21 protein-coding genes are annotated in these 16,395 nt (G+C 46.5%); 7 read left to right on the plus strand and 14 right to left on the minus strand.

What is annotated here, in order from left to right; translation table 11 throughout:
* Positions 1 to 5: 5 nt before the first annotated feature.
* Complete coding sequence (locus AKG35_RS05390; protein WP_011130384.1) at positions 6 to 569, plus strand: peroxiredoxin; 564 nt, start codon at positions 6 to 8, stop codon at positions 567 to 569.
* A gap of 206 nt (positions 570 to 775) precedes the next feature.
* The gene (locus AKG35_RS05395; RefSeq protein WP_011130385.1) at positions 776 to 1,525 is read left to right on the plus strand and encodes a phytochelatin synthase family protein; all 750 of its coding nucleotides are present in this window, start codon (positions 776 to 778) and stop codon (positions 1,523 to 1,525) included.
* 178 nt (positions 1,526 to 1,703) lie between these two features.
* Here AKG35_RS05395 and AKG35_RS05400 read toward each other — a convergent pair whose 3' ends face one another.
* From AKG35_RS05400 to AKG35_RS05425, 7 genes are all read right to left on the minus strand, one after another.
* Positions 1,704 to 2,201 carry a DUF1543 domain-containing protein gene (locus tag AKG35_RS05400; protein ID WP_041384429.1) on the minus strand — a complete coding sequence of 166 codons (498 nt, stop codon included), beginning with the start codon at positions 2,199 to 2,201 and terminating at the stop codon, positions 1,704 to 1,706.
* A 484-nt stretch (positions 2,202 to 2,685) separates the two neighbouring features.
* Complete coding sequence (locus AKG35_RS05405; RefSeq protein ID WP_011130387.1) at positions 2,686 to 3,018, minus strand: hypothetical protein; 333 nt, start codon at positions 3,016 to 3,018, stop codon at positions 2,686 to 2,688.
* Between the two features lie 671 nt (positions 3,019 to 3,689).
* Positions 3,690 to 4,337, minus strand: a complete 648-nt coding sequence (locus tag AKG35_RS05410; protein ID WP_011130388.1) for a methyltransferase domain-containing protein — start codon at positions 4,335 to 4,337, stop codon at positions 3,690 to 3,692.
* A gap of 334 nt (positions 4,338 to 4,671) precedes the next feature.
* Positions 4,672 to 4,956 (minus strand): hypothetical protein, encoded by a 285-nt coding sequence (locus AKG35_RS05415; RefSeq protein WP_011130389.1) that lies wholly within the window; start codon positions 4,954 to 4,956, stop codon positions 4,672 to 4,674.
* Positions 4,957 to 5,043: 87 nt separating this feature from the next.
* Positions 5,044 to 5,220: a hypothetical protein gene (locus tag AKG35_RS12885; protein WP_157859837.1), complete on the minus strand. Its 177-nt coding sequence runs from the start codon at positions 5,218 to 5,220 to the stop codon at positions 5,044 to 5,046.
* Between the two features lie 298 nt (positions 5,221 to 5,518).
* Positions 5,519 to 5,671, minus strand: coding sequence for a hypothetical protein (locus tag AKG35_RS12890; protein ID WP_155724598.1), 153 nt, complete (start codon positions 5,669 to 5,671; stop codon positions 5,519 to 5,521).
* 697 nt (positions 5,672 to 6,368) lie between these two features.
* A complete protein-coding gene (locus AKG35_RS05425) occupies positions 6,369 to 6,563 on the minus strand; it encodes a hypothetical protein (protein WP_041384432.1) in 195 nt (64 codons plus the stop codon).
* A gap of 813 nt (positions 6,564 to 7,376) precedes the next feature.
* On the opposite strand from AKG35_RS05425, the gene AKG35_RS05435 reads away from it, so the two are divergent.
* Positions 7,377 to 8,087, plus strand: coding sequence for a DUF4079 domain-containing protein (locus AKG35_RS05435; protein WP_011130391.1), 711 nt, complete (start codon positions 7,377 to 7,379; stop codon positions 8,085 to 8,087).
* 1,094 nt (positions 8,088 to 9,181) lie between these two features.
* Here AKG35_RS05435 and AKG35_RS13640 read toward each other — a convergent pair.
* Positions 9,182 to 9,310 carry a hypothetical protein gene (locus AKG35_RS13640; protein WP_255454309.1) on the minus strand — a complete coding sequence of 43 codons (129 nt, stop codon included), beginning with the start codon at positions 9,308 to 9,310 and terminating at the stop codon, positions 9,182 to 9,184.
* A gap of 341 nt (positions 9,311 to 9,651) precedes the next feature.
* On the opposite strand from AKG35_RS13640, the gene AKG35_RS13200 reads away from it, so the two are divergent.
* Positions 9,652 to 10,053 carry a hypothetical protein gene (locus AKG35_RS13200; RefSeq protein ID WP_162009599.1) on the plus strand — a complete coding sequence of 134 codons (402 nt, stop codon included), beginning with the start codon at positions 9,652 to 9,654 and terminating at the stop codon, positions 10,051 to 10,053.
* Here the strand turns inward: AKG35_RS13200 and rpsU are convergent.
* The 3 genes from rpsU to AKG35_RS12905 form a co-directional block, all read right to left on the minus strand.
* Positions 9,971 to 10,147, minus strand: a complete 177-nt coding sequence (gene rpsU / locus AKG35_RS12350) for a 30S ribosomal protein S21 (protein ID WP_011130394.1) — start codon at positions 10,145 to 10,147, stop codon at positions 9,971 to 9,973. The genes AKG35_RS13200 and rpsU overlap by 83 nt on opposite strands.
* 202 nt (positions 10,148 to 10,349) lie before the next feature.
* Positions 10,350 to 10,508 carry a hypothetical protein gene (locus AKG35_RS12900; RefSeq protein ID WP_157859839.1) on the minus strand — a complete coding sequence of 53 codons (159 nt, stop codon included), beginning with the start codon at positions 10,506 to 10,508 and terminating at the stop codon, positions 10,350 to 10,352.
* Positions 10,509 to 11,748: 1,240 nt separating this feature from the next.
* Positions 11,749 to 11,922 carry a hypothetical protein gene (locus AKG35_RS12905; protein ID WP_155728036.1) on the minus strand — a complete coding sequence of 58 codons (174 nt, stop codon included), beginning with the start codon at positions 11,920 to 11,922 and terminating at the stop codon, positions 11,749 to 11,751.
* Between the two features lie 185 nt (positions 11,923 to 12,107).
* On the opposite strand from AKG35_RS12905, the gene AKG35_RS05465 reads away from it, so the two are divergent.
* On the plus strand, positions 12,108 to 12,887 hold the full coding sequence (locus tag AKG35_RS05465; RefSeq protein ID WP_041384440.1) for an ion transporter: 780 nt from the start codon (positions 12,108 to 12,110) through the stop codon (positions 12,885 to 12,887).
* Positions 12,888 to 13,132: 245 nt separating this feature from the next.
* On the opposite strand, the gene AKG35_RS05470 is transcribed toward AKG35_RS05465, so the two are convergent.
* Positions 13,133 to 13,519, minus strand: coding sequence for an MAPEG family protein (locus AKG35_RS05470; RefSeq protein WP_011130397.1), 387 nt, complete (start codon positions 13,517 to 13,519; stop codon positions 13,133 to 13,135).
* Positions 13,520 to 13,572: 53 nt separating this feature from the next.
* On the opposite strand from AKG35_RS05470, the gene AKG35_RS05475 reads away from it, so the two are divergent.
* Positions 13,573 to 13,782 carry a hypothetical protein gene (locus AKG35_RS05475; protein ID WP_041384442.1) on the plus strand — a complete coding sequence of 70 codons (210 nt, stop codon included), beginning with the start codon at positions 13,573 to 13,575 and terminating at the stop codon, positions 13,780 to 13,782.
* A gap of 112 nt (positions 13,783 to 13,894) precedes the next feature.
* Here AKG35_RS05475 and AKG35_RS05480 read toward each other — a convergent pair whose 3' ends face one another.
* Positions 13,895 to 14,320, minus strand: a complete 426-nt coding sequence (locus tag AKG35_RS05480) for an NUDIX hydrolase (RefSeq protein ID WP_011130398.1) — start codon at positions 14,318 to 14,320, stop codon at positions 13,895 to 13,897.
* A gap of 206 nt (positions 14,321 to 14,526) precedes the next feature.
* Complete coding sequence (locus AKG35_RS05485; RefSeq protein WP_041385059.1) at positions 14,527 to 14,712, minus strand: hypothetical protein; 186 nt, start codon at positions 14,710 to 14,712, stop codon at positions 14,527 to 14,529.
* Positions 14,713 to 15,108: 396 nt separating this feature from the next.
* Between AKG35_RS05485 and AKG35_RS12910 the strand changes: the two genes are divergently transcribed.
* The gene (locus tag AKG35_RS12910) at positions 15,109 to 15,300 is read left to right on the plus strand and encodes a cytochrome B6 (RefSeq protein ID WP_157859840.1); all 192 of its coding nucleotides are present in this window, start codon (positions 15,109 to 15,111) and stop codon (positions 15,298 to 15,300) included.
* Positions 15,301 to 16,395: the final 1,095 nt, after the last annotated feature.

Below are 16,395 nucleotides of genomic sequence, written 5' to 3' on the forward strand. Positions count from 1 at the left end.
TACCGGTGAAACGGTCTGAACTCTTGAGAGTCATAACAGGGGCGGCAGTGTTGAGTATCAGCCAATGTCTTGGGCGCCCAAGCCAAGCCTTGGCAATGGAGGGAAAGCTTCCTGCTCTAGACGCCCAAGCCCCAGACTTTGAGCTAGAGGCCGCTGCTCAAGAAGGTGCGCTGGCTGAGAAATTACAACGTGATGCCTTTCTAGGCAGTTGGCTGGTTCTTTACTTCTACCCTCGCGACTTCACCAGTGGCTGCACTCTGGAGGCGCGTGGATTCCAGCGAGATCTCTCAGACTTTAAAGCTGCAGGTGCGGCAGTGGTAGGAGTCAGCGCTGATGGCACCGAAGAGCACGTGAGCTTCTGTAGCAGCGAAGGCCTTGGATACACACTGTTGTCTGACCCAGGTGGAGTCGTAAGCGAAAGGTATGGATCATGGAGTTCACCATTCAGCCAACGTCACACATTTCTGATTGATCCCGATGGCATCCTTCGCGCTCGCTGGAAAGACGTAAGTCCATCTCGCCATAGTCAAGATGTGCTGCGAGCGTTGAAGGAACTTCAGCAGTCGTAAATGAATCGCGAGAGAAAGAGACCATCTACCTTCTGCACAAACAGCGAAAAACTTTTCGCAAACAGGAAGATTGATAGCGAAAATATCTATAAATTGCCTGCAATATTATGCTCACCGAAAAGCATTGATAATGTAAGGATTCATTCCTTCTGTCAAGCAAGTCTGAAACTAGATAAAATGGTGCACTGCTCCGCATAGGTGAGACAATGGTCTTTAATCCTGCTCAAAGATACAAGACAGCTAAACATTTCATCTGGATTGCTATTCCTAGAATCAGCTTATTGAGTTTTGCTGTGATAATAAGCCCTTGGTCTAATCCTGCCCTAGCGGAAAAACTAGTTCCAATAACGACATCAGAAGGAATGGTCTTGTTGCAAAGAAGCAAGTCTGTATCAGATTACGGCTCGTTAATGGAAGCTTTTCTGACCCAATCAAACCTTGCCTATTGCGGGGTTGCCAGTGCCGTAATGGTTTTAAACAGCCTAGCAATTCCGGCACCTCCAGTAGATGGTTTCAGAAACTACCACTTCTGGACCCAAGACAATATCTTCAACTCGGATTCATCACAAGTAGTCATTAGCCCAGCCAAAATCAGGCGGCAAGGCATGACACTTCAAGAACTTCAAAACCTACTCAGTCATCATGGTGTTTCTTCTAAGCGTTTACACGGAGATATCCTTAGTCTGCAAGCGTTTAGATCACTTATAAAAGCTAATCTTGACGATTCAAGTGATCGCTTGATTGTCAATTATGACAGAAAAGTTATTGGCCAAAAAGGCGGTGGGCACTTCTCTCCACTAGCAGCTTATGACGCTGTTACTGACAAAGTTCTAATCCTAGATGTTGCCCGATATCGCTATCCTTCTGTATGGGTAAAAACACATGATCTATGGAGAGCAATGCGAACATTAGACGGCATATCAGGATTGCAGAGAGGGATACTCGCGATTGAATAGTGTGCAAGATTAGGGGGAAACATTTATAAAATCAGTGCTCATGACACTTGTCCTTTTTCGCAAAGAAATACTAATACAATAGACAAATCATTGTCCCTATAAATTCTAACTTGACAAGATCATCCCTAGCTAAGAGCTAGCAGAACCATAAATTGAAACCAATCCGGGAGAATCCTGATCAAGTAATAACCCAGTAGCCACTCCAGTCGGGTTTCATGCCGTCATGTCGCCCCTGAGGATCGATCTCCAGGACGACTGAATATCCCTGTATCAGGATGATCGCGGCATGATCATCCTTGTGGATCTGTTCCATCGGCTCGAACCAGCGGCGACGTGCCTTGCCCTTGGCAATCTGGGCCGAGGGTGCCACCACAAGTTCCAAATGATGCTGTTCAAGCATTTCGCCAGCCTTATAACCTCCCAGGTTGATGAACCAGAGCTTGTTGGCTTCGTTTGCATTGACTTTGTCGACGCTACCCATTGTGATCCGGTAACCATCCACGAAGCGGATGCGCATGTAGCTGTCCACATGCAACCCTCGAGGATTGCCAATCCATTGTGATTTCAGCTGGGGCACTGTTGCTTCAATCGTTTCACCCACCACCCAGCGCACATCGTGCATCTCCACGTGTCCTCCGCGCATCCTCCCACCCAAAACAACAAGGTAGAGATTCATCTCTATAAAAGATTAATCAAGGAAAAGATCATTTTGATGCTTAAAAATGAATACTGATCGGAAGCTTCACTTAAGCCAGCTTGCCAAAAGAAAAGACCAAAAAATAATACGAAATAAGGCTATCAGCTATTCCTTTTGAGGCTTCCAAAGCAACAATACGACCCAAAGAGTAGATGAGACAACGATCAATGCCTCAACAAGATATGTGTGCATACTAAACCCTCTCTTTCTTCCCAACCTTAGCAAGCATTTTCAAGAAAAGAAAGCAAAAATGCTTAAACCGGATTAACGGGTAAAAATTTGAATTAATCCCCATATTAAATCATGAATCTATCCTTATTCCATTCACCCTTGCTCTACGAGCAAAGCCTCCTGGAGTGAAGAGCCGGGGCCTATAGGCATACGAATAAAACAAACATCGAGATTAATTGCCAACAGACTAGAGGGGGACAACTCGCTCTAGATATTTTGTTAATCCTGTCGATCAAGTCGATTCATTATTGCGCGCACGTTTTACCGCTAGACCAGCTTCTACAGCAGTTGTTCCAGCTACAAGCAAGAGACCTATAAGACCCACCAATTGATTTCTTTGCTCATTAACAGGATCAATATCTTGACCCAAGATAGCACCAATCACAGTCCAAATACTGACGATCGCGGAAGTAATCCAATAAGCCTTCCACCTACGTTGGTAGAGATACCCGGCCCCAATACCAGGCAAAATATTTAATGCAACAGAAACCCAACCAGCAGAAGATGCAACAATTTGATTTTTGGTCGACTTGTCCATGTGAAAGTCACAAAGAGCTAATATCATAGCAAATCAAAATGATGCAACAGGAGACATGCAATTAAGCATAAAGAGCGATGCCGGTACAAGACAAAAGCAATCTATATAAATTTCAAAAAGGTGAATGTCAAACGACTAATTGACTTGGCCCTCCTCCTCCATCAGTAAATACAATACTTATAAGTCTAGAATGGATTCAGCAACTTTACTCCTTAAAGAAACGAGTGATTCAGGGTCCATAGCAGACGCTGCAATCATCAGGTTTGCCTGTTGAAAAGCATGCTCTAGGTTTCTAACTTTAAGCTTGCAAATGTGCTTATTGGCTTTGCACTGCTGCAGCGTATAGGAGTGAATCATAAAATCAATATATCAATCAAGGTATTCATCAAACGAAGGAAACCTTAGTTTTACTCTCTTTCTATTTTAGCTCTCACGAAAGAGCCACTGTTTAATTTTCTACTCCTCCTAGAAGTCCTAGGTCATCGATAACAATAGAGTGCCTTAGCCTTCGTCTTTTGGATGCATCATGGCCAATTAGGGAAAAGCAATACGCTCAGGAAGCGAGCAATAGTTCAAACTAATTAAGAGGTCATGGATTAGCAATGTGTGCATAGAGCCTGGATTAATTATAACCTTAATGCAAAGAGTTTCCTCTTGTTTGCAAACTCAAATTACTTCCCTTGTTGGCTTTAATGCAGTCAAGGCTTTGTCGCGATGACCGCAAAAAATGGGTCTCCTTTGCCGCCTAGCAACCCCAAGACACCTGTTGAGCGAGTCTCCTCTGCGATGATCTCAGGCTTTGGCCAACCCTGAGCCATCAGCACCTTAGAAACGTAGGTGAGATGATCACGGTCATCGCCATCCCTCCAGATCTGCGGAGCTTTTGTGAAAAACATCCGATTCGAGAACGCAACGATCACTTGGCCCTTCGAGCGCGTTACACGCAATAACTCCTCAGCCATATCCTCAGGCTGCTGAAGATATTGCCAACCCGCAATGATGAGAGTCGCATCAATGCTCTCATCCTTAAGCGGAATGGACTGGTTGAGATTGAAATTCTGAACCCAATGGCTATCAAGCCGGTTGTTGGCCACGAGTTCCTTTTCATTGAGGCCATGGCCGATCACACGGTCATAGATGACATCATCAGGCAGGTGAGACACCCAGCTCGACATCAAGTCGAGCACTGTGGAGCAAGGCGGAATCTTCTCGCGATAAAGCTGCGTCAAACGCCCCCGAAATGCCTCGTCCAGATGATGAACGAAACGAGGCTCAGCATAAAAAAGCACGTCATCGTTCTGATCGAGCTTGGAACGCTGATCGTTTCGAAGAACTTGAACCGCCAAGGGGATTGCGAAGCGATGCTCAGTTTCGCCTGCTACAAACCATTCCGCGAGTCAATAACCTGAAGGCCTCACAGGATTCAACTAAGCTGATATCCGCAAAACATGCTCGCCATAGTCGAATTTTGCGAGTTTCTCTATATAAATCATGTCAGTGCTAATCCACTCGAGCAGATGAATTTGAAGCTGCCACAGGGGAACTTTTACCGCTTTACCCGTTAATTGTCTTACCAACCATTGCAGCTACTTGCAGGAAATGGAAAGCCCCCGCACTAGCAGAGGCTTCATGAATCGCCACTGAGCTTGTAGTGGTTCCTCCTTGCCATAAAAATTCTTGTCATGCCGAGCGCAAGCAGATCTCCTTTGCTGCGGCAGGCTCAGCGATAGGTGCCTTGATCACTTGCTTGGCTTGCGCCAGGGCTGTTTGAAGCGCCTCAATCTGTGCTTCAACTTTGTTGACTGAATCGAGCAAATCGGCCCTTACATTCTCGAGATGAGAAACACGTTCTGCGTTCTGGCGATCCTGATCAGCCTTGAACTCAGAATCACTGATCACAGAAACGCGAGGACGTGTTTTATAGAAGCTTGCACTAGAGAAAAACTCGTCAAAGAGGGAATACATGGTGTTCTATGGGAGATTTTTACAGCTTGGTCGGCGTAGATGCCTAGACCGAACAAAAACAGTACGGAGAACCAGGCCCGGTTGGGATTAAAAAGCCACTCCAAAGTGATAGTTGTACGGTTTTCGCCAATCAACTTGCATGGGGGAATCGATGGCTTGATCAAAAGCACTCCACAACAGCTGGACCGCGTCGTTAGAGGCAGTCCCTTGACGGTGATGCTCATCAGCGACGCAGCAAAAACGACTGAGATCTCTTTTTTTCACTCCTGGGCGTGAAAAACCTCATCCCTATGGGGCAGAAATGCCCCTCCCCAAGGCATTCTCTAGTTGCACATCTGTGGATCCCACAGCTCCATATCGATGTCAGAGCCTTGATCTAGAGGTCTGCCGCTACCTTCTGACCGCCTTCCCAGAAAGGCATTTTTGTGACTGCATCAGTTCGTTCATGCCGATCACCACATTGCCCATTGGGTCATCAGTGATGCCTCCCACCCAAATTTCACCATTTAACGATTGGCCATCCGCTCGCCAAATCTCAAAGCAATAGACGGGCCTTTGAGGATCAGCCAAGCGGATGGCCCTTGTTTTGCAAGGGTTGATCAAAGCTCACTTGATCGCGTAAATGTTCGATCACTCCAACATCATCAACCAAGTGGTAATCACGAATACATGTCTTTGGATCATTGCCTACATCGGTTTTTTCTGGATCATTCATGATCTCTATGCGTGGAGATACAGCGACTCACTCCCTTGGGTACCCGGATCATCCAAGGGTCTTTTCTTGCTCCCGCACGAATCCATAAGTTGATCTGGAAGGAACGGCAGAAGCTTTTTTCGATCAACGTCAGTCGATCGTGTTTAAAAACCAAGTTTTGCAGCTCTGGCGACTTACACTCTCCAGTCAGGTTTTTCCAGATTTCTATGGAAGGCCATAGTTTGTATTAAGCGCTTCTAAGCAATAGCTTCTCTTTATGTTAGCCAGACAAAAGAAGTCTAGATGAGCATCAAGGTTTTAAATTCCCCTTTTGAAATTATCCTTACAGAACTCTAAGATTAATCTTCAACGATGCCTTGATGGAAGCTCAATAATATCGCAAACACTACGAAATTTTCCCCAAAGTACAATCATCAACAAGCCTGATATGTGCGATCGAACTCAAGCAGCTGTCTTTTCGATCAGGTATGGCTGCGTGGAGCGAGAAAGGCTCGAAGAGGAATGAACTGGATAACAAATACTGCCGATCAGGCCATAAAGATAGTAGACAGTATTGAGAATCAAGATTGTTGATCATGGTGATAGATATCGATTGTTTTGTCTATCAAAAACTAAGAAGTTAGTTCTTCGAAATCATTGAATATTTAACGGGATCACCAGAGTCTTTCCCTCCCTAGGGTCACAAAGATTTCAGCCACTAAAGCCTTACTTTGGTGACCTCAGCCTGAATCGCTGATGGTCCAGTGGAAACCTTGATAGGACGTCTGGTGAAAATCTCAACACGAATGCCCGCGCGAGTAATCGCGATTAAAGCCTTGCTTAAAAAGGCTGTGCTCACGATAACGGCCAGCGGCCAACGCCAGGCCAGCAACAGCTCAAAAATGCCCCTCATCTATCGCCTCAGTTAGGAGCTAGTCGTAGCTCACCTCACCTATGACCAGCAAGCCCTGAATCATTAGTAGCAACAGTTCCGCCTTCGCCTTATTTTCTATGCAAGTAGCCCCATCTGATGCGCATGACTGCATTGCCTTCGACTTAGCTCTTCCTTTCAACATCTGCCAAAAAGTAGCTCTTAGCCTGTAGGCAAGCCAAAACCAAGGCTAGGCAAGCGAAATTTGATTCAAACGATCAGCATTGCGGAGCTAATCAAAGAACGTATCTCGTTCATTTGCCACTCGGCCAAAAACCTCCCCCAAGCCCCTTGTTCATGTAATTGGTTTTGATGCGGACTAGTAACAGCAGCAAAGTATCGCCACAAGCACAGGCTCAGTTCTTCACTCGAACCCCATTGACAATTGCTGGCCTATGCTCATGATCACCCCTGCTTATATCAGCAAAGACATGGCAACTCAGAAACATTCCTGATGGCTTGACCTATATCCTCTTAGATCCCAATCAAGCTCTATTCATCACTGTTGCAACGGCAAAGGGGGTTGAACTAATTCAAAATCCTTACTCAGCTAGCCAAGCAGCGAAAATAATCATTCACTCTCAAGAATTAGGCAGGTTTGTAGAATCACTGAGTAACATCAACTACCTGAATTCCCATAAGCTCCTTCGATAGGAAGAGAATCAGGGACCCAGAAACGGAGAGATTCTCTATCCAGTTCAACTCAATAAGCTCTAAGCGATGGCGTGCAGGCTTTTAGCACCATTGCTAAATCCAATTTTGTCTCCCTTTTGATTCCCCGGCCAGACCCTCACCATGCAGACCCTTGACTGGATCTGGTTGCTACACCCGATTTTCGCCGTAGCCTTGATCTACCCCCTACTGGGGATAGTCCTAAACCTGTCACTTCAAACCCGCAGTCGTCGGCTCAAACGTCAGAACGAAAGTCCAGCCAATGTCGGGAGTGTGCACAGCAATCTCGGACGATGGCTCTCAGCCGGAGTGATCGCAATCGTGCTGCTTGCTCTGGTGGTGATGATCAGCACTGAACATCCGCTAACGGAGTTTGAGGGAGGTCTGATCCGTGCTGGATTGCTTCTACTGGTACTCATTGGAAGTTGCATCGCCTTGCTGACAACCTGGCGAGACAAAAGACCCGCCTATCGAGCAGGCTTCTCCTTACTCTGCTGGGCAGGTGTCATCGTCCTTGGTATGCAGCCGGAAGTATTCCGCCTCGGTGACAACCCCCTCAAAGCAGAATTCTGGCAATCGCATTTCTGGGGTGGCATTGGTCTCGTTGGGCTGATGCTGTTCTCGCTGGCATCCCGACAAGAAATCCTGCGTGATCTGCGCTGGCGATGGCTGCACATCACAGCCAATAGTCTTGCAGCGGTGATCTTCCTGGCAGAAGCAATCACCGGCCCCAAAGCCCTACTAGAGATCCCCCTGAGCTGGCAAAAGCCTTACATCCAACAGGCAAAAGCCGAGCGGGTAGCTAATTACACCGCGAATGCTCCTCAACCGTAGGAGTAGTTGTGCGCGCTCGTTCGCCAGTGCTGGAACAAACCTCACGCCGCCAAACAGACCAACGATGCGCTCTAAGCCCTCCTGATCTTTCAATTGATCCCTATCGAGCGCTTTCCATAGTTGCCATTGGAGAAGAAGGTGTCCATGCCATCAGCATTCTTCAAACTGGGTCAATGCAGCAAACAAATGTAGAAGTTCTGCAAACAAAAGATTCTCAAAAGGGATACAAATGATCACTGTTTCCAGCTCAATTAAGCACTCAATCAGCTCTCAGGCCTAAGCCGATAATCAACGAGAAAAGCGAATCCATAGAGAACTGCATCGTGTGAGGAGTGAAGGCAGCAAGACAAATCAAATGGCTGCTGAAACGGCTGCTGTGATGAAAGCAATCAAATTGGCAACGCTTGGTTGAGCGTTTTTCATCAACGAAAGTTGACCATGAACAAAGCTGGCAGTGCAACGCCTTTTAGGCATGAGACTTCAATGCCACAAACCGGTTCAGTCTGCAGTGCCAGAGCGCTGGGATCAAACTCAGTGCTGAACTTGATCCAAGCCACTGCATTTCTCCAGAAGCGAGCAGAACCTATGTTCACAGGTCAAGGACGACAAGAAAAAGGGTTCACTGCCCTAAGGGTGAAACGAATAAGCAAACCCCCGTCTTAATAGCAGGGCTTTTGCCTGCGCTTCAACAAAAACCCGCACGTCTATTGATGGTTGAGGTGATTGATGCTGCTAGGCAGAGCGATTTATATCTTTAACCAACGGGGCTATTGATCGCAGCCCAAACGAATAGAAAGACATTTGCGGCAATTGCCAAGCCGACGGAGGAGACCTTCTTCATGGATCATCCAGGTAACCCTTCCACTGCAGCAAATCACGATGTGCCTTTGCCAGAGTCTGTCAGTGAGCCCTCACAAGGCTATAGAAAGAGGCCCACGCTCAATAGACCAATGGTCACTGGTCCGGAAGTTGATGTGGTGAAGAAGAGCATTGAAAAAGTTTGGTTCTTGTGCATTCGCTCACTTCTTTGAACAATTAGTGGCAACTCCATACTCTGCTGAGCAAGGATGTAAATGATCAATTGAATGGCTGGACTAATGAGCCGCCACGGTTACACCATCAGCTATCGCGATGCTCAGAGTCATCGGTGCGAATTCTGTGCCTATGCGAATGACTCTTTTGAGGCCAGACAGGTTGCCATGGAAACGATCAAATTCGTCCATGAGCATCCAAATGCGATTGATCACATTCTTCGCTCAAGCTAGGACAACAATTTGAGCCTTAGGGCTCAGCCTTCGTCAACCATCCAACTGGTGGCTAGAGGTCAGGGATATCCTTGCAACTCTTGCCCCTTGTTTAGGGCTGTTTTGCCACACGAATACCATATTTGGCGTGCTAACTAAGGAATAAGAGCTTTTCGCCCTGCTGATGGTGCAATGGCAGCCATGGTTGATTGCCTAGGTGACCACTTGCCGCGCAAAGATTCGTTCGCTTCCCCTCGGCCGAAACGCACCCAGAGACAGCACAGCTCATAGGGACTTGATCTCAACTTGAACAGCTGGGATTGAGCGTTCCACAGCCAGTGAAAACCATTCACACAAGTCGTGCAGAAACGACGTTCCCCTTTGTCTCGGCGCACCGCTACACCACTAACAAGGAACTGGCGCTAGGAGGCATGGCTTCAGTTGAACCATCAAACCGAGCAGATTCACCTCCAGCTCTATGTGCGCCAATAAGCAATGGATGCGTCAATGCTGTCGCATCACTAATGGCAAATCAGCAAAAAAATCATTCCCAGGAGAATCTTCTTGGAGCCAACCAGCAGACATTAGTCATCAAGGCAAGAGCTACCAGGAGGGATCAACTGCTCGATTGGAGTGGACTCAACGTCTGCGACTACGACGACGTTGTTGAGCCTTGCGTTTGTACTTTTCGACTGGGGTCTCGTGGTGACGAATGCGCTTGAGATCAGAAAAAATCCCAGCCTTAGAGACTGCTCGCTTAAAGCGACGCAGGGCCGATTCAACGCCCTCATTCTCCCCTACCGTGACCTGAGCCATAAGCAAATTCAACCAATCAACGAATTTACCAGGCCACCTCTCGTGAGAAATTCACCAACACAACAAAAAGGTGTGCGGCATCACCTTGAGAATTGGAGATCTGATCAATAAAGCAAGCCTATGCAAGGCATCAGAATTTGGAATTTCCATTGATCCAAGGCCACTCCTGTCGGTATTTTTACCTACATGAAGAAAAGCCAATTCAAAGCCAGGAACAGCGATCTCTACGAGGCCATCCTGATTGCCTCAGAGAGGGGCCATCTTTGGGGTCTCGATCGCTCCAGAACAGCAAACCAGACACGCCTGGTTCCTGATTTTCACCAACACCGCTAGGCAGTGAACCGCTGATTGCTCTCTTCACTCTGGCTTAACAGGATCATTTCGCTCAGACATTCCTTTGCTGATTCCGCTAAGACCTTAGTTCGCTACAAATCGGTCGCGATTGATCCCAAGAGAGGCCAATTTGACAAGCAAAGACCAAAGGCAAGTGTTGTTTACGAGACAGACACCTTATTTATGCAAAATGTCTTGTCAGGCAAGCCCTAGTCCGCTCAAGATCCACTGCTGCATCCTGCCAAGATCTAACCAGGCAAAATCTGCTAAAACCCACCACTATTCTACTGAACTCACCACTTGCTCAGAATGACCTGCACCCTGAGCTGTTGTGATGGGCCCACACATCTTGAGAAGTTCTATCAAAACAAGGACCTATCAAGGCAGCAATGCCCCCCATCTAATTTGCCAAACCTCGTCCCAATTGCTTCGGGCAAAAATCATGGCGAACGGGTTTCCAAACAAATAAAGCACACCCCCCGGCAACAGGTTCAGGGGGACTGTTCTCACTCATTCAAATTGTTAACGCACAATTGATGTGAATAGGTTGAGGCACAAGTCTTGCCGGCTACTTGCTCAGATCATGCTTGTCGGAGTGCGTTCATCAGATCTCCTGAAGTCAATCCGGGCATAGATTCGATACAAGCCCGTACGTATCGCACGACTGTAGATCTAAACAAGAAAAGATTACTAATTCTACGCTTAAGTAATACTTAAGCGTAGAAGCCTTGTGTGATCTATCAGTTCTCAATCAATATCTGAAATCCTTTAACTCGCTATTGAAGCCTTTGCTTCACCTAGCCCAAATGCTGATCAGGCTATTTCGCAGAGAGGTGTCTCAGCAATAGCTTTGTGGTGGGTAATCAAATCCAATCTCCACTCAGAGAATGCTGCCATTGCAGAAGACATAAAAAACAAATCAAGTCAAAGTCACTGATGGCTCAATTCAAACTTTAAAACGAACCCAATAACTGCTGAGCGATTGAGGTGCACTAATTAGCAATGGTCACTTTGTTTAGGCCTCCGACCAATAGGTGATGACTGAATGCAAAAGACCTACAATAATGGGCATAACATTTTCAGTGAAACGTGGTTTCTTGAGTATTAAAAACACCAACTTTATAAACAACCACGATTGCAAATACCACATAAGAATCCATTCTCAGACCAGGCAACGTAATAACCATAACTACTATGGACTAGGCATGAGATATTGCCTAATCTATTACTTAAAGAAAGAAAAGTATCGTTTGGAATTGCTTTATTTCTCACCTTTTCTTTTGATCACCTGGCTTCTCCTGCGTCCAATCGAAGATTCCCTGATAGCCACCAAATGCCGAGCTAATCCCGAACATCGCAATAAACAATACTCCGACAACCACAATCACTCCAATCGTCAGTGGACTCAAGTCAAGAGCCATCGCGAAAACAAGAGCACGCATGACGATCCGCAAGACATCTTCATCATCCTCTCAGATCGAGGTCAAAGCCGAAGAATTAAGCAAACTAAATCCTTGCTCACGTCTACCACGAAAGCTCCGGACAACTGGCACGCTAAGGCTCGCTTGAGCGACCCGTGCCTAGGATGGATTGAAATCAAAAGGGAGAGGGTACCTTGGGGAGCATCATGGGATTCCGCCTCAAACTGCATGAACAGGTAATCAATCAATCCACAGGAGGCAATACATCGATATTCAATAAGTTAAGTGGCGCAACAATTGCTGTTTCAATCTTTTTTGCAGTTCTAAGCACTGAAAATCAAATTGATTTTCAGTTTGGCGGACAAATAGATGCAATCGATTGGATCATTGGCTGTCTGTTTTGCATTGAATATTTTTGTCGAGTGTGGACTGCCCCACTTGAGGGCAAATATGGAGAGGGTATAGAAGGCACGATTCGCTACATGTTCTCACCAATGGCCATTATTGATCTGATTGCAATTATCCCCTCCTTTATCGGCGTAAGAACAGAACTAAAGATCCTGAGAATTATTCGTCTTCTTACGATTCTAAAGGTTGGCCGCAGCGAAAGATTCAAGCAAAGCATGCTTCATTTCAACTATGCACTCAGATCCAAGAGCCAAGAGCTGCAGATATCTACTGTTTATACATTATTACTTTTACTCATTAGCAGCACATTCATGTATCTTGCAGAGTCATCTATTCAGCCTGATCTATTAGGTTCAATACCAAGATGCCTCTGGTGGTCAATTAATGCAGTCAGCTCAGTGGGGCATGGAGATTCAGTGCCAATTAGTGCGGTAGGCAAGATTATCGCTTCAGTAACTTCTCTTATGGGAATTGGCGCCATCGCCATACCTACCGGAATTCTTGCCGCAGGTTTTAGCGAATCAATTGCTGTGCAAAAGAATAATCTTGAGGAATCTGCTCAGGAAAGCATTGCTTAGGAATCGACACACGGCAATTTGTTCATAACATCAAACAATCAAATCCTTGTTTTCAGGCAAAAGTTGAAAGATGGGAGTTTTAGCTGTAGTTGGCTAGACAAAGTAAGGCATCTCTATCTTTCAACCTATTTTCTTCTAAATAGTCAATTCGCAAGGTGCACAGCATCTGCAAACGAAGCTCACAATGTTGCCTTCTGGCAGAAAAGGCCACTATTGCCGAGGGAAGCTTCCTATAAGATCGCCAACTATGAGTTAAATAGACCAACAATTGCCATCACCAGAAGAACTGCGCTGGCAAGGAGGCTAATGGCAAAGCCTGGCCCTCTCAGCTTGGCCGCTTTCCAATAGCCAATGCCATAAGCAATACGTGCGCCCACCCAGATGAAGCCAATCAAGCAGGCAACAGACGTGTTGCTAGAAAGAGCTGCTAGCCAGAACACCGGCAGGAAGAACATCATCTGTTCAAGGGTGTTCTGCTGAACACGTAGCACTCGCTCAAATTCTTCTGGCCCACTCGTTGCTGGAGCTTTTACTTTGTGCTGGCTTCGTGCAAATGCCACTGCAAACATGGTTCCTTGGTAGACGATCGCGGCAGCCAAGGTGACAACGGCTGGAAGCACAGGAATGGTCATGAAATTGATATCAGCACAATGACTTTAAGGATGCCATCTGAATTCCAACCTTGATGGCCAGCGAGTGGGACTGTGCCTCTCTGATGAAGAGCAGTGTTTGTCTCTGCATAGCCGGTTGGTTCAAGCAACTAGCTGACCAGAGCCACGACATTCATAGTTGCCCAAATGAACTGAGGGGAAAGCTCCTCCATGAAGTCGCCCACTTGACTGAGGTGATCATCATCATTGAACTAGCGGCTGCCATCCCCCCTCAATTTCCCTAAAGCCCAACAAAGAGAGAGTCCTGTCATGCTGTCTTGGCAAAGGATCGGCCTACAAGATCTTCTGCATCGAAATTGCGCAAAACCTCAAAATATTGCTCCACACAACCTGGCTTCAGTCTTTATCTGAGAGCTGACGCTGCAGCACGATATCCAGGCCTGGCGCAATCGGTCTGAACTCCCTAAGTCTGGGGCTCCAGATAGCACCACTCGCAAGCTCCTCCATAGTCGCCAGGGTCATATCCTGACCCTCAAGCAACTGCAATTGGCTAAGGGAAACACACAGTGGCCCTCGAAATACATTTACCACAAGCGCGCTGCTGTGGTTGCTGAACCAAGGAACGAGGAGATTTTCAGGTGCCCAGTTGATTTCCTCGACAAGTTCACGGTTCACGGCCTGAAAAGGCGTTTCCCCTGCATTCAAGTGACCTCCAAATAATCCCCAATGACCTGGAAACAAGATTCCTTCGATGTCATCACGAAGCTGAAGGAGCCAGCGACCATCCCTTTCCAGCACAGCAAGAGAGACCTCGTGCGTCATCTCTTCATTTCGAGGAGTCGTTACCCATAACGCCAGGCTGCCGCACCCATGTACTTAACGTCTTATAGACCCGGCCAAAGGTGCAAAAATTCGGCTCATCAGGTTTTGTTCTGTAAACAGATGAGTTGTCCAAGGCTATTGACCTTGGAGAGGGCGTGAGCACCTTTCCAATCATGGGGACCACAGCAATCGGAAACAAAAAGCAGCTAGCCAATTCCTGGAATATGAAAAGGAAGCTTGTTGTCAAATGCCACGAGCCAGCGCTGCACCGCAGGCACACGCAACAAAGCCAAAGGCACAACAATATTCAGAGCAATCCAGGCAAAACCAAGGATGGCGCCAATTCGTCCACTCTTCTTGAGCAAACTCTCTTTCGGCTGCGGTTCGTTCATCGAATCACCGCTCATCAAGCTTTCTGCATTATGCCCTCCACCAAAAAGGAGGCTCATTGCAGCCCCATGGGGGGGCTGATCAACAAAAAAAAGACCCTCGCGTGACGCGACGGGCCTGGGTGATGGGGAGCTTTATTTCTAAGGGAAAGAGCTTATTGACGCAAGCCCCTACAAATAGCGCTTCGACTTAAAGAAAGTAAAAGTGGCACCAGTAGTAGTGTTTCTACGCATGTCAGGTTACAAGCCTTTTCCTAGTGTCAGCGTGGCTGGGTGATGGGTAGCAGTCGGCTTTTTACTTAAGTGCGCCTCCATCAAGCAAAGGGGCTCCTTTGTTCAATGCACAAGGTTCAACGACCAACCACCGAGCCGTGCTGAACTGATAACCAGAACAAACTGATGCCATTGACTTTCCCCACTCTTCTGGCCTACGCCACAATCGGCGACGCACGCAATGCAGGAGTACTTGGCCTAAGCATGGGGACATGGATGATCTTGACATTGATCTTCCTAGGCATCTCGTCGGTTTACTTCATTGTGCTGTGGTTCAAGATTGCCCAGCAGGAATCAAGCAAGAAGGGGAGCAGTTAAGCCTTCCTGCCTTAATTTAGGCATCTCAACAGATTAATAGTATTGCATTAACGGCAACAGATGAATCCCAGCGAAGTCTTTAGATCCTTTTCAAGCGGAGATAGTCTGTATGCCCTAGCAGGCCTCAGAGCAGTCAGATGTACGCCCATATCAACCGCCGATTAGACTAAATAGACTAAAGAATCAGAGATCTCAGCTGATTAGAGCGAACGCCTTCTTTTGTTAGCGCTATGTTCGTAAAGTGTAGGCTGGCTTGATAATAAGATGGGGAATTTGTATTAACGAATAGTCTGGATATCAATTGCAGCTGGGAGCATTAAGTGTCTTGAATACCAGACAGAAACCTACAAGAACAGACCAACCAGACACAAACGGTCTCCGAAATCACCAGTACTGAAATCTCATATTGCCTGCGGCTTCAATTCAACAATACAGGTGAAAAATTATTGATTCGTGCCTGTCACAGGGAACCCAACCACCAGCCAAATATTGGTAGCGCTTTGTACTGGCTTACGGCTAGACTATGAGCAGCCAAAAGAACAATAATTGAACAACACCTCTAGCTGGAACGATTTCTTTGCTGGAAATGCAACAATACTTACAGAGTTTACAGTCGCACTAGCGACAGTTGCTTGGCTCTATATCCTGAGACAGCGACCTAAGGATAAAGAGTAAGAGCAACTAATCTTAGAGACATGCTATTGCTATGAATTCATCACTTAGCACTTTAATCCTACTATTATTAGTGATGCAGGATAGTGTCAATGCACAGGGATTTAAAAACTCAATCCGTCAATGTAGCCGAGAAGTATATAATCTAATCGATGGAGAGAATCAATACGTATGCATTACTAAATCGGCAGTAACGCAATCAGAAGCCAGAGGGAAAGTCTTCATAGAGGAATGTAAGACTAGATATGCAAGAAGGTTTGACAGATGGTCTAGAACTATAGTAGAAAGAGTGGTCAAAGAAGAGTGTATCTCTAAGCCTAAGGATCCTGAAATCATTATTGAGTATCCCGAAGACTGGCCCTAGCTAAATACTTATGGTTGAACACTACTTAGGATTAGTCCCTTATAGCAATAGCGACTTAA

The organism is Prochlorococcus marinus str. MIT 9313 (assembly GCF_000011485.1).
Taxonomy (GTDB): Bacteria; Cyanobacteriota; Cyanobacteriia; order PCC-6307; family Cyanobiaceae; genus Prochlorococcus; species Prochlorococcus marinus_D.

Coding starts and splice junctions, on each gene's coding strand:
- AKG35_RS05395 (WP_011130385.1), top strand. CDS start 776: ATGGTCTTTAATCCTGCTCAAAGATACAAGACAGCTAAACATTTCATC.
- AKG35_RS05405 (WP_011130387.1), bottom strand. CDS start 3,018: ATGATATTAGCTCTTTGTGACTTTCACATGGACAAGTCGACCAAAAAT.
- AKG35_RS05435 (WP_011130391.1), top strand. CDS start 7,377: ATGCAGACCCTTGACTGGATCTGGTTGCTACACCCGATTTTCGCCGTA.
- AKG35_RS05470 (WP_011130397.1), bottom strand. CDS start 13,519: ATGACCATTCCTGTGCTTCCAGCCGTTGTCACCTTGGCTGCCGCGATC.
- AKG35_RS05415 (WP_011130389.1), bottom strand. CDS start 4,956: ATGTATTCCCTCTTTGACGAGTTTTTCTCTAGTGCAAGCTTCTATAAA.
- AKG35_RS05465 (WP_041384440.1), top strand. CDS start 12,108: ATGGGATTCCGCCTCAAACTGCATGAACAGGTAATCAATCAATCCACA.
- AKG35_RS05485 (WP_041385059.1), bottom strand. CDS start 14,712: ATGAACGAACCGCAGCCGAAAGAGAGTTTGCTCAAGAAGAGTGGACGA.
- AKG35_RS05400 (WP_041384429.1), bottom strand. CDS start 2,201: ATGAATCTCTACCTTGTTGTTTTGGGTGGGAGGATGCGCGGAGGACAC.
- AKG35_RS05425 (WP_041384432.1), bottom strand. CDS start 6,563: ATGAGGGGCATTTTTGAGCTGTTGCTGGCCTGGCGTTGGCCGCTGGCC.
- AKG35_RS13640 (WP_255454309.1), bottom strand. CDS start 9,310: ATGGACGAATTTGATCGTTTCCATGGCAACCTGTCTGGCCTCAAAAGA.
- AKG35_RS12910 (WP_157859840.1), top strand. CDS start 15,109: ATGCCATTGACTTTCCCCACTCTTCTGGCCTACGCCACAATCGGCGAC.
- AKG35_RS05480 (WP_011130398.1), bottom strand. CDS start 14,320: ATGACGCACGAGGTCTCTCTTGCTGTGCTGGAAAGGGATGGTCGCTGG.
- AKG35_RS12905 (WP_155728036.1), bottom strand. CDS start 11,922: ATGCGTGCTCTTGTTTTCGCGATGGCTCTTGACTTGAGTCCACTGACG.
- AKG35_RS05475 (WP_041384442.1), top strand. CDS start 13,573: ATGGCCAGCGAGTGGGACTGTGCCTCTCTGATGAAGAGCAGTGTTTGT.
- AKG35_RS12890 (WP_155724598.1), bottom strand. CDS start 5,671: ATGAATGATCCAGAAAAAACCGATGTAGGCAATGATCCAAAGACATGT.
- rpsU (WP_011130394.1), bottom strand. CDS start 10,147: ATGGCTCAGGTCACGGTAGGGGAGAATGAGGGCGTTGAATCGGCCCTG.